Source organism: Olleya sediminilitoris (assembly GCF_016785945.1).
Classification (GTDB): domain Bacteria; phylum Bacteroidota; class Bacteroidia; order Flavobacteriales; family Flavobacteriaceae; genus Olleya; species Olleya sediminilitoris.
In genome coordinates this window covers 32,740-55,232 of record NZ_JAEMEF010000004.1, presented here as the reverse complement: position 1 = coordinate 55,232, position 22,493 = coordinate 32,740, and the positions used below count along the sequence as shown (strand labels likewise).

At 32.8% G+C, this 22,493-nt stretch carries 14 protein-coding genes; 13 read left to right on the top strand and 1 reads right to left on the bottom strand.

Annotation, left to right across the window (positions count from 1 at the left end; genetic code table 11):
- Positions 1-97 precede the first annotated feature (97 nt).
- The 9 genes from purL to JAO71_RS05915 all read left to right on the top strand — a co-directional run bounded on the left by purL (position 98) and on the right by JAO71_RS05915 (position 14,724).
- Positions 98-3,790 carry a phosphoribosylformylglycinamidine synthase gene (gene purL, locus JAO71_RS05955; protein WP_202999554.1) on the top strand — a complete coding sequence of 1,231 codons (3,693 nt, stop codon included), beginning with the start codon at positions 98-100 and terminating at the stop codon, positions 3,788-3,790.
- A 68-nt stretch (positions 3,791-3,858) separates the two neighbouring features.
- On the top strand, positions 3,859-4,665 hold the full coding sequence (locus JAO71_RS05950) for a helix-turn-helix domain-containing protein (RefSeq protein ID WP_028291273.1): 807 nt from the start codon (positions 3,859-3,861) through the stop codon (positions 4,663-4,665).
- A gap of 260 nt (positions 4,666-4,925) precedes the next feature.
- Entirely contained in the window at positions 4,926-6,695 is a 1,770-nt protein-coding gene (locus JAO71_RS05945; protein WP_116823168.1) for an AMP-dependent synthetase/ligase, read from the top strand.
- Positions 6,696-6,877: 182 nt separating this feature from the next.
- Complete coding sequence (locus JAO71_RS05940; protein ID WP_028291275.1) at positions 6,878-7,333, top strand: MarR family winged helix-turn-helix transcriptional regulator; 456 nt, start codon at positions 6,878-6,880, stop codon at positions 7,331-7,333.
- 2 nt (positions 7,334-7,335) lie between these two features.
- Entirely contained in the window at positions 7,336-9,744 is a 2,409-nt protein-coding gene (locus JAO71_RS05935) for a 3-hydroxyacyl-CoA dehydrogenase/enoyl-CoA hydratase family protein (RefSeq protein ID WP_202999553.1), read from the top strand.
- Positions 9,745-9,749: 5 nt separating this feature from the next.
- Complete coding sequence (locus JAO71_RS05930) at positions 9,750-10,940, top strand: acetyl-CoA C-acyltransferase (RefSeq protein WP_116823170.1); 1,191 nt, start codon at positions 9,750-9,752, stop codon at positions 10,938-10,940.
- A gap of 27 nt (positions 10,941-10,967) precedes the next feature.
- Complete coding sequence (locus JAO71_RS05925) at positions 10,968-12,776, top strand: acyl-CoA dehydrogenase family protein (protein ID WP_116823171.1); 1,809 nt, start codon at positions 10,968-10,970, stop codon at positions 12,774-12,776.
- 311 nt (positions 12,777-13,087) lie between these two features.
- The gene (locus tag JAO71_RS05920) at positions 13,088-13,312 is read left to right on the top strand and encodes a hypothetical protein (protein WP_054851480.1); all 225 of its coding nucleotides are present in this window, start codon (positions 13,088-13,090) and stop codon (positions 13,310-13,312) included.
- Positions 13,313-13,392: 80 nt separating this feature from the next.
- On the top strand, positions 13,393-14,724 hold the full coding sequence (locus tag JAO71_RS05915) for a M28 family peptidase (protein ID WP_202999552.1): 1,332 nt from the start codon (positions 13,393-13,395) through the stop codon (positions 14,722-14,724).
- Positions 14,725-14,811: 87 nt separating this feature from the next.
- Here JAO71_RS05915 and JAO71_RS05910 read toward each other — a convergent pair whose 3' ends face one another.
- Positions 14,812-16,611, bottom strand: a complete 1,800-nt coding sequence (locus tag JAO71_RS05910) for a glycoside hydrolase family 15 protein (protein ID WP_202999550.1) — start codon at positions 16,609-16,611, stop codon at positions 14,812-14,814.
- An 81-nt stretch (positions 16,612-16,692) separates the two neighbouring features.
- On the opposite strand from JAO71_RS05910, the gene JAO71_RS05905 reads away from it, so the two are divergent.
- The 4 genes from JAO71_RS05905 to JAO71_RS05890 are packed head-to-tail and all read left to right on the top strand — an operon-like array spanning position 16,693 to position 22,438.
- The gene (locus JAO71_RS05905; protein WP_202999548.1) at positions 16,693-18,891 is read left to right on the top strand and encodes a bifunctional alpha,alpha-trehalose-phosphate synthase (UDP-forming)/trehalose-phosphatase; all 2,199 of its coding nucleotides are present in this window, start codon (positions 16,693-16,695) and stop codon (positions 18,889-18,891) included.
- A 55-nt stretch (positions 18,892-18,946) separates the two neighbouring features.
- Entirely contained in the window at positions 18,947-20,596 is a 1,650-nt protein-coding gene (locus JAO71_RS05900; RefSeq protein ID WP_202999546.1) for a M1 family metallopeptidase, read from the top strand.
- Between the two features lies 1 nt (position 20,597).
- Positions 20,598-21,170: a YdeI/OmpD-associated family protein gene (locus JAO71_RS05895; RefSeq protein WP_054851485.1), complete on the top strand. Its 573-nt coding sequence runs from the start codon at positions 20,598-20,600 to the stop codon at positions 21,168-21,170.
- A 56-nt stretch (positions 21,171-21,226) separates the two neighbouring features.
- Entirely contained in the window at positions 21,227-22,438 is a 1,212-nt protein-coding gene (locus JAO71_RS05890; RefSeq protein ID WP_202999544.1) for a bifunctional alpha/beta hydrolase/OsmC family protein, read from the top strand.
- The last annotated feature ends 55 nt before the right edge of the window (positions 22,439-22,493 follow it).

The window sequence follows — 22,493 nt, the reverse complement described above, 5'->3', positions numbered from 1 at the left end:
ACAACTATTAAATTAAGTCTCCTTTTTAAGCGCAAAATTTAACTAAAAAAGCTAAATTTGTGTCTTTATTATAAACAACACTCAAACTAAACATATAATGATTCATTTCTTCGGAAACCAAAACAGTAACGTATTTGCTGTTCAAGCAACAAAAGAATTATCAACCGACACCATCTCAAAATTGACATGGTTATTTGGCGACCAACCAAAAATAGAACAAGCATCTTTAGATGCTTTTTTTGTTGGACCAAGAGCTGCAATGATAACTCCTTGGAGTACTAACGCTGTAGAAATCACCCAAAACATGGGTATTGAAGGCATCCTTAGAATTGAAGAATTTGAGGCATGCGACAAAGACTTCAAAGGATTTGACCCGATGATTTCTGAAAAATACAACAGCTTATCACAAACCGCTTTTAATATAGATGTTAAGCCTGAACCTATTTTAAACATTGAAGACATTGCTGCTTATAATGTTAAAGAAGGTTTAGCTTTAAATGATGAAGAAATTGAATACCTTGAAGGTGTTTCTAAAAAAATTGAAAGACCTTTAACAGATTCTGAAGTTTTTGGATTTAGCCAAGTAAACTCAGAACACTGTAGACATAAAATATTTAACGGTACTTTTATTATTGATGGAGAAGAAAAACCAACCTCTCTTTTTAAACTAATTAAAGAAACCTCAAAACAACATCCAAACGACATCGTTTCTGCTTATAAAGACAATGTGGCTTTTATAAAAGGACCAACTGTTGAGCAATTTGCACCACAACGTGCTGATATTCCTGATTTTTATACTACAAAAAATTATGATTCTGTTATTTCGCTTAAAGCGGAAACACATAACTTTCCTACTACAGTAGAACCTTTTAATGGAGCTGCAACAGGATCTGGAGGAGAAATTAGAGACCGTTTAGCAGGAGGAAAAGGGTCATTACCATTAGCTGGAACAGCTGTATATATGACCTCTTACTCTAGATTAGAAGACACTAGATCTTGGGAACAAACTATGGAAGCTCGTCCTTGGTTGTACCAAACACCAATGGACATTCTAATAAAAGCAAGTAATGGTGCATCTGACTTTGGTAACAAATTTGGTCAACCATTAATCTGTGGTTCTGTACTAACTTTTGAACATGATGAAAATACAGACGCAAATCCTACAGCAAAACCACGTAAACTAGGTTATGATAAAGTCATCATGCAAGCTGGAGGTATTGGTTACGGTAAAGCAGATCAAGCATTAAAAGACACACCAAAAACTGGTGATAAAATAGTAATTTTAGGTGGTGAAAACTACCGAATTGGTATGGGTGGAGCTGCAGTATCTTCTGCTGATACTGGAGAGTTCTCTACAGGTATTGAGCTAAACGCAGTACAAAGATCCAATCCAGAAATGCAAAAACGTGCTGCCAATGCTGTACGTGGCATGGTAGAAAGTGAAGAAAATTTTATTGTTTCAATACATGATCATGGAGCTGGAGGACATTTAAATTGTCTTTCAGAGTTAGTTGAAGAAACAGGAGGTACAATAGACTTAGATAAATTACCTGTTGGTGATCCAACATTATCTGCTAAAGAAATTATTGGTAACGAATCTCAGGAAAGAATGGGATTAGTAATTGCTGAAAAACATTTAGAAACTTTAAACAGAATTGCAGATCGAGAAAGATCTCCAATATACACTGTTGGTGACGTAACCGGAAACGACAGGTTTACTTTTAAATCTAAAACCAATGGTGACAAGCCAATGGATTTAGCCTTAGAAGACATGTTTGGAAGTTCTCCAAAAACTATAATGACTGACAATACCATTAACAGAAATTATAACAATGTTACTTACAAATCTGATGAATTTTACAACTATTTAGATCAAGTATTACAGTTAGAAGCTGTCGCTTGTAAAGACTGGTTAACAAACAAAGTAGATCGTTGTGTTGGTGGTAAGGTTGCTAAACAACAATGTGTTGGACCATTACAAATCCCATTAAACAATGTTGGTGTAATGGCTTTAGATTACAATGGTAAAGAAGGTATTGCAACCTCTATTGGTCACTCTCCTATCTCAGGATTAATTAACCCTGTTGCAGGAAGTAGAAACAGTATTACCGAAGCTTTGACTAATATTATTTGGGCGCCTTTAAAAGATGGATTACAATCTGTATCTCTATCAGCCAATTGGATGTGGCCTTGTAAGAACGAAGGTGAAGATGCAAGATTATACGAAGCGGTAAAAGCAATATCTGAATATGCTATTGATTTAGAAATCAATGTTCCAACAGGAAAAGATTCGTTATCAATGAAGCAAAAATATACTACAGAAGAGGTTATTTCTCCCGGAACAGTAATCATTTCTGCTGCAGCAAACTGTAACAATATTAAACAAGTTGTAGAACCTGTTTTTAAGAAAAATGAAGGTGATATTTATTATATAAACATCTCTCAAGACGAGTTTAAATTAGGAGGAAGTAGTTTTGCTCAAGTATTAAATAAAGTCGGTAATGACACGCCTAATACTAAAGATGCTACTTATGTAAAAACAGTGTTTAATACCATTCAAAATTTAATAAAAGATAATCAAATTGTAGCTGGACATGATGTTGCATCAGGTGGTTTAATTACCACTTTATTAGAGCTATGTTTTGCTGATGTTAATCTTGGTGCCGAATTAGATATTTCTGATTTAAAAGAAAAGGATTCACACAAAGTACTATTTGCAGAAAATTCAGGAATTGTATTCCAATCTAAAGATGCTTCAATAGAAAAGGTACTTAAAGATGCTAACATTACTTTTAATAACATAGGAAAAGTAACTGATACTGATGTTTTAAGTATCATCAATGATGCTGAAGTCTTTACTATGACAGTCTCTAGATTAAGAGATATGTGGTATAAAACATCTTATTTATTAGATCAAAAACAAACTGCAAATAATCTTGCTGAAGCTCGCTATAAAAATTATGCTCAACAACCATTACAATATAGTTTTCCAAAACAGTTTACAGGACAATTACCTGTAATTGACTCTAGCAAACCACGTCCAAAAGCTGCAATTTTACGTGAAAAAGGAAGTAACTCAGAGCGTGAAATGGCAAACGCCATGTACTTAGCAGGATTTGATGTTAAGGATGTACATATGACCGATTTAATTTCTGGAAGAGAGACCCTAGAAGACATTCAGTTTTTAGGAGCTGTTGGAGGGTTTTCTAATAGTGATGTTTTAGGCTCTGCAAAAGGATGGGCTGGAGCAATTAAATATAATGCAAATGCTAATAAAGCTATTAAAGACTTCTTTAATAGGGAAGATACACTTTCAGTTGGTATCTGTAATGGATGTCAATTATTTATGGAATTAGAATTAATAAATCCAGAACATGATGTACATGGCAAAATGCTGCATAATGACTCCAAAAAACATGAAAGTGCTTTTACTTCTGTTACCGTTCAAGATAACAATTCTGTAATGTTATCTACATTAAAAGATGCAACTTTAGGTGTTTGGATAAGTCATGGTGAAGGTAAATTTAACCTTCCTAAAACAGAATCTGACTACAATATTGTAGCAAAATATGGTTACAACAGTTATCCTGCTAATCCAAATGGATCAGACTTTAATACAGCTATGCTATGTGATAAAACTGGTCGTCACTTAGTAATGATGCCACACATTGAGCGTTCAACTTTTCAGTGGAATTGGGCTAATTACCCAAACAATAGAACAGATCAAGTATCACCTTGGATTGAAGCTTTTGTAAATGCAAAAGAGTGGATAAATGTTAAAAAAGACTAAAACCATACTGAAATTTAAAAAAATCATTAGGTTTATAGTATAACCACATTGAATTTAAAAAGCTATTAATGAATTTTAGATACATTGAATGTAGCAAACCTAACCAGTTGATTCAAAATTTTTTCGAGCTTAATGTTGAACAATCAAGTACACCATTAAGCTCTAGAATTATTCCTACAGCGCAGTCACATATTTTATTTTTCAAATCTCAATTACCATTACAAACAGGTGTCAATGATAAAATTTTTAAAAATAAAGGCATCGTGGTTTTTGGGCAATCATACAAATCGTACACTTTACTTGCTCAAAAACCATATTATAATTTTGGAATAAACTTCCACCCTACTGCACTTTATAAAATTTTAAAAACAGATATTTCAAAATTTACAGACCAACATATCAATCTATCTGAAGTAGATCAAAAACTATATCAATTACTAGATCCTATTTTTAAACAAGAATTTTCAGGTGAAGAATTAGCTAATAAGATAGAAAAAAAGCTATTAAAACTTGAATTATATGAAAGTAAAAATACGAAGTTAGTCGATGATGCTATTCATGTTATTTATAAAAAAGAAGGTAGAATAAATGTTGAAGAAATTTTGAAAATTTTTCCAATATCTCAAAAACATTTAGAAACTCAGTTTAAAAAAACAATAGGCCTTACACCATTAAAATTCATTAAACTTTTCAAGTTTGTAAGCCTTATGAGAAAGTACGAAACTACTAACACTCCTATCTCTCAATTAATTGATTATTACGCATATTACGATTTTTCTCACTTTACAAAAGACTTTAAATTATTCATGAATTTAAAGCCTTCAGACTACTTTAATACTAAAACCCCTTTTCTATCAAATTATTTAAAAAAATAATTTTTACGAAAATTTACATTTTATTTAAATAGATTTTACATAATTTAGCTTCGAAATAATGTGATTTATTTAATTTAAATGGAAGTTAAGGGATTCATTTAAACACAGTTAGTTATTAAACAAAAATCATCAAAACATTTTTTCACGCTATCAATCAGTTAGCTTAGGAGCTGTTTAATTACAGCTCCTTTTTTTAACTACTATTTGAAATCGAGATAAAATTTCATACTTTGCAAAACATTAACTTCGCAAACTAACAAATGATAGAAATAACTAGACTCTTCGATTTTCCTTACTATCAACTTGAAAAATATAATCTTGAAAAAGCTTTATCAACAAAATATGATGATAAATGGATATCTATTTCAACTAAAGAATATATTGAAAAAGCAAATACTATTAGTAGAGGACTACTAAGGTTAGGAATTTCTCAAAATGACAAAATAGCGGTAATATCTTCTACAAACCGCACAGAATGGAATATCATGGATATTGGTATTTTACAACTTGGTGCACAGAATGTACCTGTTTACCCAACCATTTCTGAAGAAGACTATGCATACGTACTCAACCACTCTGAAGCTAAATATTGCTTCATTTCTTGTCAAGACGTATATGATAAAGTAAAAAAAATAAAATCAGAAGTACCTTCTTTAATAGAAGTATATTGCTTTGATCAACTAGAAGACTGTAAAAATTGGCAAGAAGTTTTAGATTTAGGTAAAGACACATCTAACCAAAATGAAGTTGAAAATTTAAAAAACAAAGTTAAAGCCAGCGATTTAGCAACATTAATTTACACTTCTGGTACTACAGGAAGACCAAAAGGTGTAATGTTATCTCATGACAACCTTGTTAGTAATGCTCTAGAAAGTTTTAAACGCATACCAATTGAGCTTGGTAAAGCAAGAGCTTTAAGCTTTTTACCGCTTTGCCACGTGTATGAGCGTATGCTTATTTACTTATACCAATATTGTGGTGCCTCAATACATTATGCACCTATTGATCAAATTAGCGAATATGCTCAAGAGGTAAAACCACAAGTGATGACTGCTGTACCTAGACTTTTGGAAAAAGTTTACGATAAAATTATTGCCAAAGGAGCTGATTTAACAGGAATAAAGAAAAAATTATTTTTCTGGGCTGTAGAAGTTGGCTTAGATTATAAACCTTACGGAGAAAATGGCTGGTGGTATACTCAAAAATTAAACTTAGCTAATAAATTAATTTTCAGTAAATGGAAAGCTGCTTTAGGTGGTGAAGTTGCAGTAATGGCATCAGGTAGTGCTGCCTTACAACCTAGGCTTGCTCGTGTATTTAACGCAGCAGGATTTGGTGTTATGGAAGGCTACGGACTAACCGAAACCTCTCCTGTTGTATCTGTTAATGATATGCGAGACGGAGGATTTAAAATTGGTACAGTAGGAAAACTACTGGATCGTACTGAAGTTAAGATAGCTGAAGATGGTGAAATTTGTGTAAAAGGCCCACAAGTCATGATGGGATATTACAAAGATGATGCAAAAACCGCAGAAGTAATTAAAGATGGCTTTTTCCATACAGGAGATATAGGTGTTATTGATAATGAAGGTTTCTTAAAAATTACAGATCGTAAAAAAGAAATGTTCAAAACCTCAGGTGGTAAATATGTTGCTCCACAACTTTTAGAAAACAGATGTAAGCAATCTAGATTTATAGATCAAATTATGGTCATTGGTGAAGGCGAAAAAATGCCAGCAGCATTTGTACAACCAGATTTTGATTTTATAAGAGATTGGGCTAAAATACACAACAAAACATTAGGTACTAATGAAGAAATTGTAACTAACCCTGAGGTTGTAGCTCGTTTTCAAGAAGAAATTGATGCTGCAAACGAAAACTTTGCTAAATGGGAAAAGATCAAACAATTTAGATTAACACCAGAAGCATGGACGGTTGAAGGAGGTCACCTTACACCTACTTTAAAATTACGTCGTAAAATTATTAAAGAACGTTATAAAGCATTGTACAATGACATTTATGGTCATTAGTAAAAAATAATCACCAACCAATTAATTGGTTAGCAATATTTTACAATTAAAAACATTGTTATTTTAAAAAAGCTATCTATCTTTAGGTAGCTTTTTTTTGTGCACATTTTTTTGAAATTTATTATGCATGCATAATAAATTTTTATTATCTTTGAAAGTAACAAACTAATTGAGTTTTCAATATGAAAGACAAAACCATTGATTACATGCTAAGAACCACTTGGTTAGCTGTCAACAAAATGTACAATGAAGAGGCTGCTAAATTTGGTACAACAATGGCAACTGGTTTTACTTTATTAAGCATAGATCAAGACGAAGGGACTCCTTCTACATCACTAGGACCAATTATGGGTATGGAAGCAACAAGTCTATCTCGTATACTTAAACGTATGGAAGAGTTAGATTTAATTATGCGTAAACCTAACCCTAACGATGGTCGTGGTGTTTTGATATATTTAACTCCTTACGGAAAAGAAAAAAGAAACGATGCAAGAGAACGCGTTCTTGTTTTTAATGAGGCTATAAAAAGTAAAATACCTCAGGATAAACTGAAACACTTTTTTGAAGTTTCTGAAACTATTAACGAAATGATTTCTAACAAAAAAATTTACAATCAAAAAGAACACACTTTAAAATAATCATGAGCAAACGTAGAATTAAAAAAGTAGCCATTATTGGTTCCGGAATTATGGGAAGCGGTATCGCTTGTCACTTCGCCAACATTGGTGTAGATGTACTATTATTAGACATCGTACCTAGAGAATTAAACGACAAAGAAAAAGCTAAAGGTCTAACTTTAGAAGACAAAGTCGTTAGAAACAGATTAGTAAACGATGCCTTAACTGCATCACTAAAATCTAAACCATCACCTATTTACAGTCAAGCTTTTGCAAGTCGCATTACCACAGGTAATTTAGAAGACGACATTGCTAAAGTAGCAGATGTAGATTGGATTATGGAAGTTGTAGTAGAAAGACTTGATATTAAACAACAAGTTTTTGAAAAACTAGAACAGTACAGAACACCAGGAACTTTAATTACCTCTAATACTTCTGGTATTCCAATTAAATTCATGAACGAAGGACGTAGTGAAGATTTCCAGAAACATTTCTGTGGAACACACTTTTTCAACCCAGCACGTTACTTAAAATTATTCGAAATCATTCCAGGACCAAATACAGATGCTTCTGTATTAGAGTTTTTAAATGAATATGGTGAAAAATTCTTAGGAAAAACTTCTGTTGTTGCTAAAGACACACCTGCTTTCATCGGAAACAGAGTTGGTATTTTCAGCATACAAAGTTTATTCCACGCAGTTAAAGATTTAGATTTAACTATTGAAGAAGTAGATAAATTATCAGGACCAGTAATTGGTCGTCCTAAATCTGCAACCTTCCGTACAGTAGATGTTGTTGGATTAGATACTTTAGTTCACGTGGCTAACGGAATTAGAGAAAACTGTCCTAATGACGAACGTTTAGAGTTATTTGAATTACCAGATTTCATCAACACCATGATGGAAAACAAATGGTTAGGAAGTAAAACTAAACAAGGATTTTATAAAAAGAGTGTTTCTGCTGAAGGCAAAAAAGAGATTTTAGCTTTAGACTTAAACACCTTAGAATATAGACCTTCTAAAAGAGCAAAATTTGCAACTTTAGAACTTACGAAAACGATTGATAAAGTTGTTGACCGTTTTAAAGTATTAGTAAAAGGAAAAGATAAAGCTGGTGAGTTTTATAGAAAAAGCTTCACTGCATTATTTGCTTACGTATCTAATCGTATTCCAGAAATTTCAGACGATGTTTATAAAATTGACGATGCTATGAAAGCTGGTTTTGGTTGGGAACACGGACCATTTCAAATTTGGGATGCTATTGGTGTAGAAAAAGGTATCGAGTTAATGAAAGCTGAAGGTTTAGAACCAGCTGCTTGGGTTAATGACATGATTGCTTCTGGTAATACATCTTTTTACACAGTAAAAGAAGGTGCAACATATTACTATGATATTCCTTCTAAAACACAAACAAAAATTCCTGGTCAAGATAGTTTCATCATCCTAGATAACATCAGAAAAACAAACGAGGTATTTAAAAATTCTGGCGTTGTTGTTGAAGATTTAGGTGACGGAATCCTTAACGTAGAATTCCAATCTAAAATGAATACTATTGGTGGAGACGTTCTTGCAGGTTTAAATAAAGCTATTGATTTAGCCGAAAAAGATTTTGCTGGATTAGTAGTTGGTAACCAAGCTGCAAACTTCTCGGTTGGTGCAAACATCGGAATGATTTTCATGATGGCTGCAGAGCAAGAATATGACGAGCTTAACATGGCTATCAAATATTTCCAAGACACAATGATGCGTATGCGATACTCTTCTATCCCAACTATCTCTGCTCCTCACGGAATGGCTTTAGGTGGTGGATGTGAATTATCACTACATGCAGACAAAGTAGTTGCAGCAGCTGAGACTTACATGGGACTTGTAGAGTTTGGTGTTGGTGTTATTCCTGGTGGTGGTGGATCTAAAGAAATGGCTTTAAGAGCGCAAGATCTTTTCCAAAAAGGAGACGTACAACTTAACGTGTTACAAGAGCATTTCTTAACTATTGGTATGGCTAAAGTATCGACTTCAGCTTATGAAGCTTTCGATTTAAACCTACTTCAAAAAGGAAAAGATGTGGTGGTTGTAAATAAAGACCGTCAAATAGCAGTTGCAAAACAACACGCGATGTTAATGGCTAATTCTGGTTACACACAACCTGTAAAACGTACTGATGTAAAAGTATTGGGTAAACAAGCTTTAGGTATGTTCTTAGTAGGAACAGACTCTATGCAGGACTCTAACTACATTTCAGAACACGATATGAAAATTGCAAATAAATTAGCTTATGTTATGGCTGGTGGAGATTTATCTGAACCTACTTTAGTTAACGAGCAATATTTATTGGATTTAGAACGTGAAGCATTCCTTTCTCTTTGTACTGAAAGAAAGACATTGGAAAGAATTCAACACATGTTAACAAAAGGTAAACCTTTAAGAAACTAAGAAAAATGAAAACAGCATATATAGTAAAAGCATATAGAACCGCAGTTGGTAAAGCACCAAAAGGCGTGTTCCGTTTTAAAAGAACAGATGAATTGGCAGCAGAAACCATCAAGTATATGATGAAGGAATTGCCAGGTTTAGACCCAAAGCGTATTGACGATGTTATTGTTGGTAATGCAATGCCAGAAGGTTCTCAAGGTTTAAATATGGCACGTTTAATCTCTTTAATGGGATTAGATATTGTAGATGTTCCAGGAGTAACTGTCAACCGTTTTTGCTCTTCTGGAGTAGAAACTATTGGTATGGCAACTGCAAAAATACAAGCTGGAATGGCAGATTGTATTATTGCTGGTGGTGCAGAAAGCATGAGTAGTGTACCAATGACTGGTTTTAAACCAGAATTAAACTACGATATCGTAAAATCGGGTCACGAAGATTATTATTGGGGAATGGGAAATACTGCTGAAGCTGTTGCTAAACAGTTTAAAGTATCTCGTGAAGACCAAGATGAATTTGCTTACAATTCACATATGAAAGCTTTAAGAGCACAAGCTGAAAATCGTTTTCAAGATCAAATAGTACCAATTGAAGTAGAACAAACTTACATTGATGCTAACGGAAAAAAAGCAACAAAATCATATACAGTAACTAAAGATGAAGGTCCTAGAAAAGGAACCAGTAAGGAAGCTTTAGCAAAACTTAGAGCAGTATTTGCTGCTGGAGGAAGTGTTACAGCTGGTAACTCGTCACAAATGAGTGATGGAGCTGCTTTTGTAATGGTTATGAGTGAAGACATGGTTAAAGAACTAGGTTTAGAGCCAATTGCAAGAATGGTAAACTATGCTGCTGCAGGTGTTGAGCCTCGTATTATGGGAATTGGACCAGTTAAAGCAATACCAAAAGCATTAAAACAAGCAGGATTAAAACAAGATGATTTAGCTTTAATTGAATTAAACGAAGCCTTTGCTTCTCAATCTTTAGCAGTAATTAGAGAACTTGGTCTTAACCCAGATATTATTAACGTAAATGGTGGTGCAATTGCATTGGGTCACCCATTAGGATGTACGGGAGCTAAATTATCTGTACAACTTTTTGATGAAATGCGTAAGCAAGACATGAAAGGTAAATATGGTGCAGTTACCATGTGTGTTGGTACAGGTCAAGGTGCTTGTGGAATATTCGAATTTTTAAATTAATCAAAGAACTTAATACAATACTATAAAATGGCAGATTTAGAAAAAGACATCTTAAGAGGTGGTCAATTCTTAGTAAAAGAAACAAATTGTGACGATGTGTTTACTCCTGAAGATTTTTCAGAAGAACAAGCAATGATGAAAGATTCTGTAATGGAATTTAATGACCGTGAAATTATACCACATAAAGCACGTTTTGAAGCTAAAGACTACGCACTAACTGAAGAAGTTATGCGTAAAGCTGGAGAAATGGGCTTTTTAAGTGTTGCTGTTCCTGAGGATTTTGGAGGAATGGGAATGGGATTTGTTTCTACAGTATTAACATGTGATTACATTTCTTCTGGAACTGGATCATTTAGTACTGCTTTTGGTGCACATACAGGTATTGGTACTATGCCAATTACTCTTTATGGTACTGATGAACAAAAACAAAAATACGTACCAAAATTAGCTTCTGGAGAGTGGTTTGGTGCTTACTGTTTAACAGAGCCTGGAGCTGGATCTGATGCTAATTCTGGTAAAACTACTGCTGAACTTTCTGCAGACGGAAAATCATACAAAATTAACGGACAAAAAATGTGGATCTCAAATGCAGGTTTCTGTAGCGTGATGATCGTTTTTGCTCGTATTGAAGATGATAAAAACATTACTGGATTTATCGTAGAATATGATGGTGAAAATCCTAACGGAATTACTTTAGGAGAAGAAGAACATAAATTAGGTATTCGTGCGTCTTCTACGCGTCAAGTATTTTTTAACGACACTGTTGTTCCTGCTGAAAATATGCTAGCTGGACGTGGTGAAGGTTTCAAAATTGCCATGAATGCACTTAACGTTGGACGTATTAAATTAGCTGCTGCATGTTTAGATTCTCAAAGAAGAATCTTAACAACAGCTGTAAATTATGCAAACGAGCGTAAACAATTTAAAACACCTATTGCTGAATTTGGTGCTATAAAAACTAAATTAGCTGAAATGGCTGCTAGTGCGTATGCTGGTGAATCTGCTACTTATAGAGCTGCTAAAAATATTGAAGACAGAATCGCAATGCGTGAAGCTGCTGGAAATACACACCAAGAAGCAGAGCTTAAAGGTGTTGAAGAATATGCAATTGAATGTTCTATCTTAAAAGTTGCGGTATCTGAAGATGTACAAAACGCAGCAGATGAAGGTATCCAAATTTTTGGTGGAATGGGATTCTCTGAAGAAACTCCTATGGAATCTGCTTGGAGAGATGCTAGAATTGCACGTATATACGAAGGTACTAATGAAATCAACAGAATGTTAACCGTTGGTATGCTTGTTAAAAAAGCTATGAAAGGTCACGTTGATTTATTAGGTCCTGCATCTAAAGTTCAAGAAGAATTAATGGGAATACCATCTTTTGAAACTCCTGATTATTCTGAATTGTTTTCAGAAGAGAAAGAAATGATTAAAAAGCTTAAAAAAGCATTTTTAATGGTTGCTGGTGGAGCTGTTCAAAAATTTGGTCCTCAATTAGAAGAGCACCAACAATTATTAATTGCAGCTGCAGATATCTTAATTGAGATCTACATGGCAGAGTCTGCAATTTTAAGAACTGAGAAAAACGTTAAACGTACTAGCGAAGCTGAGCAATCTGCTCAAATTGCAATGGCTAAATTATATTTATATCACGCTGTTGATATCGTTGAAGAAAAAGGAAAAGAAAGCATTATTTCTTTTGCTGAAGGAGACGAACAACGTATGATGTTAATGGGTCTTAAGCGTTTTACAAAATACGCTAACTATCCAGATATCGTAGACTTACGTATCGAGATTGCTGAAAAAGTAAAAGCAGAAAACAAATACTGCTTCTAAAAATTTAGTTTTAATTATCTTAAAAAGGCTACTTTGTAATGAAGTAGCCTTTTTTTGTTACTTAAAACTTACTCTTCACAATCTTAATTATATAAATCATTTAAGCTTTAATAAATTTAAAAAGTATAATCAATCCTCTAGTATAGCAGAGAATTGTTTGGAATTAAGTTTGTCAAACAATTATATCACCAAAACTACTAATTAAAAAAACAAGATAATTTATTCTTTAAAAACAATAAAAAACTGAGCTTAAAATTTATAAAAACTTTTTTTTATATATTTAAATTCAAAAACCAACTAAATATATAAATATGAAAAAAATTGGAGGTTATATGGCCTTTTTCGGGTTATTCGCTATTGTTTTAAGTTTTATGGGACGTGTTCCTACAATTTTAATGTGGATTTATGAATGGGGAGAAACACCTGCTTGGATCATTAAAATAGGACTTATTGTTATTGGAGGTGCTTTATTTTTTATGGGCAAATCAGAAGAACCAACAATAGAAAATGAAACTAAAAATGAAGTTGTTGAGTAACAAATATTGTTATAAAAGTTTAAAAGCTGTTTCTATTTTGAAACAGCTTTTCTTTTTTCGTATTTTTAGGAAAAAAATAAATGAAAAAATTAATTCTTCCCTTATTACTATTAACAACTGTTATAGTCTCTGCGCAAACTAGTCAAAAAATATACGATATTATTGATGCTGTTTCTGCAGAACGTATAGAAAAAGACATTCAAAAATTAGTCGATTTTGGTACTAGAAATACGTTTAGTGATACTATTTCTGAAACAAGAGGCATTGGTGCCGCCAGACGTTGGATAAAATCTGAATTTGAAACTATATCAAAAGACTGTAAAGATTGTTTAGAGGTGTTTTACCAAAAGGATTTTGTAACCAAAGAAGGTAACAGACGTGTACCACACGATGCTTGGGTAGTAAACGTGGTTGCGATTCAGAAAGGTACAAAATATCCAAATCGTTACATTATAATGAGTGGAGATATTGATTCTAGAGGTAGTGATACCATGGAGTTTACTAAAGACGCTCCAGGTGCTAACGACAATGCGTCTGGTATGGCTGGAACAATTGAAGCTGCTAGGGTTTTATCTAAACATCAATTTGAAAACAGTATTGTTTATGTTGGCTTATCTGGTGAAGAACAAGGTCTTTTTGGTGGTGGTGGTTTAGCTAAATATGCTAAGGAACAAAACTGGGATATTATTGGTATACTTAATAATGACATGATTGGAAACATTAAAGGTGTAGATGGTGTTATTGACAACCGTACGTTTAGAATTTTCTCTGAACCTGTTCCTGCTAACGAGACTGAAAAACAGCGAAGATTAAGACGTTTTTATGGTGGTGAAGTTGATGGTATTTCACGTCAATTAGCACGATATATCCATAAAACTGTAAAAACGTATATGCCAGAAATGAATCCAATAATGGTTTATCGTTTAGATCGTTTTGGACGTGGTGGACACCACAGACCTTTTAATGACCTTGGTTTTGCAGGAATTAGAATTATGGAAGCACATGAAAACTATACGCAACAACATCAAGATATTAGAGAAGAAAATGGAATTAAATATGGAGATGTTATAGAGCATGTTAATTTTGAGTACGCTAAAAAACTAACAACTGTTAATGCTATAAATATGGCCAATTTGGCTTGGGCTCCTCCTGCTCCAACAACTGTTGCTATTGGTGGTATTGTAGAACCGTCGGTTAAATTTAAATGGGATAAAGTTGAAGGTGCTGTTGGTTATAAAATATATTGGAGAGATACCACGTCGCCAACTTGGGATCATAGTCGTTATGTTGGTGATGTTTCAGAGTTTATGTTAGATGGTATTGTAATAGATAACTATTTTTTTGGCATAGCTTCGGTAGGAAAAGATGGTTTTGAAAGTCCTGTTGTGTTTCCTAATAAAATCATGAGATAACCTTACACCTTTTTATAATATAAGCAAACAAGCCATTTCAGATTGAAATGGCTTGTTTGCTTATTCTGCTTTTCACTTAAAAAAAAATTAACTTATAGAGTCTTTTACTTTTTCTTCTGCTGTAACATTAGATAAATTAATAGCAGTTTCAATTAAAGCTAAATGCGAATAAGCTTGTGGGAAATTACCTAGTAATCGTTTTGTTTTAAAATCTATATCTTCACTAAACAAGCCTAAATGATTACTGTAAGACAACAGTTTTTCGAATTGTTCTGTTGCTTTTTGCTCCTCTCCTATTTTATATAAACTATTTATAAACCAAAACGTACAAATAGTAAAAGATGATGAAGGTAAACCAAAATCGTCTTTATTTTTATATCTATATAATAAACCTTCATAACATAAGTCGCGTTCTATGGCTTTAACTGTGCTTACAAATTTAGGGTGTTTTGCATCAATAAATCCATAAGATTCCATTAATAAGACTGAGGCATCTAAATCCTCAGAGTTATAAGCTTGTGTAAAAGCTTGTGCTTTTTCGTTCCAAGCATTTTGCATGATGTCTTTTCTAATATCTTGTTCTAAAGCTTCCCAACGTGGTAATTTGGATGTTTTACCTAATATTTTGGCTACTTTTAAAGCTTTATCTACTGCTGTCCAACATAATACTTTTGAAAACGTAAAATGCTGATCTCCTTCTCTAAATTCCCAAATACCTTTATCTGGTTCTTGCCAATGACTACTTACTACCCAAACAATACCTTTGGTCATGGTCCACAACTCTTCTCCATTATCGATATCATTACTAAAATTAAGAAGTAACTGATGTATTACATCCATTAATATACCATATATATCATTTTGCTTTTGCATATAAGCAGCATTACCAACTCTAACTGGACTTGAGTTTTTGTAACCTGATAGATGGTCTAAAGAGGTTTCTGTTAATTTTTTTTCTCCACTTATACCATACATGATTTGCAGTTTTTCATCCTTATCAGGCATCAAATCTATAATAAACTTCAAGTAACGTCTGGCTATATTTTTATGACCAAGTTTTGACATGACCTTAATGACCATGGATGCATCTCTAATCCAACAAAAACGATAATCCCAGTTTCTGACTTCTCCTATAGTTTCTGGTAAAGATGTGGTCGCAGCTGCTAAAACTGCTCCTGTTTTATCATAACTTAGTAATTTTAAAGTCATGGCACTTCGTGAAATCTGTTTGTTATATTTCTTATATGTAGGTGTACGCTCTAACCAATTTAACCAATAAACTTTAGTACGCTCATATTCTAAACTTGCATATTTCAAGTTTGGTACAAATAATTTTTCGTTATAACCTACCAAGAAAAAATGATCAGAATCTAATGTTATAACATCTCCATTTAAGACCTTTTCTTTGTCTAAATCTGTATATAAAAATAATGTATCATAAGTGTCTTCATTATTTAAACTGACAATAAAATCATCTTTTACATAGGTTGAAGTTACACCTTTAGCATATTCTAATTTAGGGTCATAAGCTACCTTTATTTTTGGTTGTCCAGAGATGTATTTTATATATCTAATAAACTCTGGAGGAGAATGGTAGCTTCCGTTTGGCTTATGATATCTTGGCATAAAGTCAACAACTTCAAATATATTATCTCCTTCTGTAAATCGTGTTACTAATATTGCTGTATCTTCTAGATAAAATTGTTCTGTAGTATAGCCATCGTCAACAGTAAATCCAAAACTACCTCCTATATTATCATCTAACAACTTAGCGAAAACAGATGCTGAATCAAATTTAGGCAAACAACACCAATCTACTGATGCATCTTTTGATATTAAAGCTGCACTTCTACAATTTCCTATAATTCCGTAATCTAAATTGTTCATTATTTTTCTGTTTAAAGTAGTGGTATAAATACTAATTTCTTTAAATTAACAAAAAACTATAAAACCATCCAAAATATTACTATGAATAAAACAATAATAGTTTCTAATAGGTTACCGCTACAAATTTCAATAGAACAAGACCAGCTTAATGTAACACCTAGTGTTGGTGGATTGGCAACAGGTATGAAATCTGTTCATGCAGATGGTAATGGACTTTGGGTTGGTTGGACTGGTATTACTGATGAAGAACTAGATGCTGACCTAAAAAAAGAGGTTGATGCAAAAGTTAAAGACGTAAAATGTAAAGCTGTTGGACTGACACAAGACGATATTGACCAGTTTTATTTAGGATTTAGTAATCGTACTTTATGGCCTTTATTTCATTATTTTTTAGAATATACTGAGTTTGAAGACAGCCAATGGGAAGCTTATAAACGTGTTAATCAAAAATTTGCTGAAGTCGTTTTAGATACCATTGAAGATGGAGATACGGTTTGGATACACGATTACCAATTATTATTACTACCTCAGCTAATTAAAGACGTTAAACCAGAAGTAACTATTGGTTTCTTTTTACATATACCCTTCCCTTCTTACGAAATATTTAGGACGTTTCCTTGGCGTGAAGAATTACTAACTGGTATGCTTGGTGCAGATCTTATTGGTTTTCATACCTACGATTATGAACGTCATTTTTTAAGTTCTGTTAAAAGAATTTTACGTTTAGACGTTAATTTTAATGAAATTACTTATCATGATAGGATTGTAAAAGTGGACTCTTTCCCAATGGGAATTGATTATAATAAATTTCATGACGCTGCTTTAGAACATGATAACCCCAACACTGAAATTTCTGAACTTCAAAAAAGAATTGACACACATTTAAATGAAGATGGTGATAAAAAATTAATCTTATCCATAGACCGATTAGATTATACCAAAGGAATACCAAATAGAATTAGAGCTTTTGAATATTTCTTGAATAAACATCCAGAATACAAAGAAAAAGTAAGACTAGTAATGCTTGCTGTACCATCTAGATCTGGCGTACCACAATACCAATTATTAAAAAAAGAAACCGATGAATTAGTCGGAAGGATTAATGGAGAATTTTCTACTGTAAGCTGGACTCCAATCTGGTATTTTTACAGATCATTACCCTTTGAAAACTTAATAGACTTATATACTTCTTCAGACATTGCATTAATTACTCCTGTAAGAGATGGTATGAATTTAGTTGCTAAAGAGTATGTTGCTACTAGAACTAAACAAGATGGTGTCTTAATTTTAAGTGAAATGGCTGGAGCTGCAAAAGAAATGAATGAAGCCTTACTTATTAACCCAAATAGTTTTGAAGATTTTGCTTCTGCACTTAAAAAAGCATTAACAATGCCTTTAGAAGAACAAAATAACAGAATGAAAATCCTTCAAAAACGTTTAAAACGTTATGATGTTGAAAAATGGGCTGATGAGTTTTTTAAAACCCTAGAGGCTACTAACAAATTACAAGACGTAGTCGTGTCTAAAAAAATAAACGAATCTTTACAAAACGATATTGTTGAAGCCTATAAAAAAGCAAAAAAACGATTAGTCCTTCTTGATTATGATGGTACTTTAGTTGGTTTTAAAGACAATCCTCAAGATGCTAAACCAGATGAAGAACTTTACGGTTTATTAGACCAATTTGAAAATCAAAATAATACTAAGTTGTGCTTAATAAGCGGAAGAGACAAAGCCACTTTTGAAAACTGGTATGGTAATAAATCTTATGATTTAATTACAGATCATGGAGTCTGGATGAGAGAACGTAGTCAATGGACACCGTTAGAAATTTTAAAAACCGAATGGATGACAAACATCAAACCCATTCTAGAAACTTTTGTAGACAGGACTCCTGGTACCTTTATAGAAGAAAAAGAATACTCTTTAGCTTGGCATTACAGAACAGCAGATCCAGAACTAGCACAAATTCGTACTATGGAGTTAAATACTGTTTTAACCAGTATGGTTGCTAATAACGAGTTGTCTGTTTTACAAGGAAACAAAGTTATCGAGATAAAAAGTAGTAACGTTAACAAAGGTAGAGCTACAACACAATTATTAATGAAAGAAGATTATGATTTTATTTTAATAATGGGAGACGATTGGACAGATGAGTATATGTTTGAAGCTGCTCCTGATTTAGCCACAACCATAAAAATAGGATACGTTAAAACAAAAGCTAAATATCAAATTAAGGATCCAGAAAAAGTAAGAGCACTTTTAAAGCAGCTAGTTTAATTATTCTTATTTAAAAAACTAATCTATTTTTGTTCTTTACATTCAATTTAAATACATGAAAAATCTAGTTATATTAATTACTTGTTTTATCGCAACTTATTGTATATCTCAAAATAACGAAGGCTTACTTCAAGAAAAAAACAATTTTACACATCAAGATACACTTCGTGGTAGTATTACTCCAGAGCGTGAATGGTGGGATTTAACGTATTATCACTTAGACATTAAGGTTAATCCTGAAAACAAAACTATTACTGGAAAAAATACAATCACATACAAAGTTTTAAAACCGTATCAGGTTTTACAAATAGACTTACAAGAGCCATTAACTTTAACAAAAGTGACACAAAATGAAAAGGAATTAGAGATAAAGCATGATGGAAATGCGCATTTTGTAACTCTTAAAAAACAACAAAACATAGGCGAAATTAATAGTGTTATTGCTTATTACGAAGGTAAACCACGTGAAGCTGTTAGAGCACCTTGGGATGGTGGAATTTCTTGGAAAAAAGACAATAACGGAAAGCATTTTATAGCCTCCTCTTGTCAAGGTTTAGGTGCTAGTGTTTGGTGGCCCAATAAAGACCATATGTATGATGAAGTTGATAGTATGGATATTAGCGTTACAATCCCTAAAAATTTAATGAATGTCTCTAATGGTAGACTTAAAAGTATTGTAAATAATAAAGACGAAACCATTACAACCCATTGGCACGTAGCAAATCCAATTAATAACTATGGTGTAAATATTAATATTGGTGATTACGCAAATTTCTCTGAAGTATACAAAGGAGAAAAAGGAGATTTAGACATGAATTATTATGTACTAAAAGACAATCTAGAAAAAGCTAAAAAACATTTTAAGGATGCTCCAAAAATGATGAAAGCTTTTGAGCATTGGTTTGGTCCTTATCCTTTTTACGAAGATAGTTTCAAACTAGTTGAAGTCCCTTATTTAGGTATGGAACACCAAAGCTCTGTAACCTACGGAAACCGTTACATGAAAGGCTATTTAGGTAGTGATTTATCTGGATCAGGTTGGGGTTTAAAATTCGACTTTATAATTATACATGAAGCTGGACACGAGTGGTTTGCTAACAATATTACAAATGTAGATATTGCAGACATGTGGATTCACGAAAGCTTTACAGCTTATTCTGAAAGTTTATTCTTAGACTATTATTATGGTACAAAAGCTTCAGCAGATTATGTTATTGGAACAAGACGAAACATTCAAAACGATAGACCTTTAATTGGATATTATAATGTTAATAAAGAAGGATCTGGAGACATGTACTATAAAGGTGCAAATATGCTTCACACCATACGTCAACTAGTTAATAACGATGAAAAGTGGAGACAAATACTGCGTACTTTAAACAGTAAGTTTTATCATCAAACAGTAACCACACAACAAATAGAAGATTGTATAATTCAAGAATCTGGTTTGGATTTAAAAGGCTTTTTTAATCAGTATTTACGTTCTACTAAAATTCCTGAATTACAGTATAGTATTGATGGTAAAAAACTAACGTACAAATGGAATAATACAGTTGAAAACTTTGTAATCCCAATTCAAATTGAAATCAATGGTGTTTCACAGTGGATTACACCTACTTCAAAAAATAAAACTTTAAAATTAAAAAGCAAAAATGCCACGATCGTTATAGATAGAGATTTCTTTATAGAGACAAAAAACATTTAAAATGAAACAAGAAGAACTCTATTTTAAAACTGATTCTGAATGGAGAGCGTGGCTACACGAAAACCATGATAACGATGAAGGCATTTACCTCATCTTTTACAAAGTAAGTCACAAAAAGCTAAGCATGCGTTGGGAAGAGGCTGTAAAAGTAGCGTTATGTTATGGCTGGATTGATAGTACTGTTAAAAGTTTAGGTGACGGAAAACGTAGACAATATTTTTGCAAACGCAACCCAAAAAGTGTGTGGAGTGCTTTAAACAAAAAACATATTAAAACTTTAATAGCTGAGGATTTAATGCATCCTAAAGGTTTAGAAATAATAGATATTGGTAAGAAAAACGGAAGTTGGACCGCTTTAGATGCTGTTGAAAAAGGTATTATTCCAGACCTGTTACAACTAGCATTTGATAAAAATCCAAAAGCATTTAATAACTACAATAACTTTGCGCCTTCCTACAGAAAAAGTTACTTATATTGGTTAAACCAAGCTAAAAGAGAGACGACTAAGCAAAAAAGAGTTACAGAAATTATTAAATTATGCGAAGCAAATATTAAATCTAGAGAGACGTGGTGATATAATCATTTTGAAAGGCTTCAAATATTTTCCGACTGAATTAAAAACCAATTACAATGAACATTCAAAAAGTAAATTTTATAAATACAGAAGGACAACAACTAGTTGGACGTTTAGAGCTTCCTATAAACCAACATCCTCATAATTTTGTCATTTTCGCACATTGTTTTACTTGTAATAAAAATTTATCTGCTGTAAAAAATATTTCAAGAGAATTAACAGCCAATGGTTTTGGAGTATTACGCTTTGATTTTACTGGATTAGGAGAAAGCGAGGGTAATTTTGAAAACACAAATTTTTCTGGAAACGTAGAGGACTTAATTAGTGCATCTAATTATCTAGAAGAAAACTATATTGCTCCTTCCCTATTAATTGGACACTCTTTAGGTGGAGCTGCTGTTATTTTTGCTGCCTCAAAAATAAAATCTATTAAGGCAGTCGCAACTATTGGTGCGCCTTCTAACCCAAAACACGTACAACATTTAATACAAAGTAGCGTCAAAGAAATTAACACTACAGGAAAAGCAAATGTTAATATTGGAGGACGTCCATTTACTATTAAAAAACAATTTTTAGATGATATCGAAACCAAATCGCTACCTGATGTTGCACAAAACTTGCGCAAAGCATTATTAGTAATGCATTCGCCTCAAGACACAACGGTTGGTATTGAAAATGCAGAAGACATTTATGTAGCTTCAAGACATCCAAAAAGTTTTGTAACTCTAGATGGTGCTGATCATTTATTATTGAAAAAAGAAGATTCTGTTTACGCAGGAAGTGTCATTGCTACTTGGGCAAAACGCTATATTTCTATCCCTATTATTGATACCCTTAAAACCACTCATCAAGCGGTTGCTAGTTTAGATAAAGAAGATGGTTTTACAACACAAATGACGGTCGGAAATCATACCATGATGGCAGATGAACCAATTAGTTATGGAGGTAATGATTTTGGTCCTTCTCCTTATGAGTTTGTTTCTGCAGGATTATCTGCTTGCACTGCAATGACAGTTCAAATGTATGTAAAACGAAAAGGTTGGGATCTACAAAATATTGAAGTTCATACTTCACATACTAAAGTTTCAAAACAAGTTATTGAAAATAATGAGTCAAAAGAGATTAAAGTAGATACCTTTAATAGAGTCATTAAACTAACTGGAGCTTTAGACGATAAACAAATACAACGTATACTTCAAATTGCAGATAAATGTCCAGTTCACAAAACATTACACAATGATATTGAAGTGGTTACCACTTTAGTCTAAATTTATTAAAAATTGGCAGTCTTAATATTAACTAATTTTTAAGAAGTTAATGTAT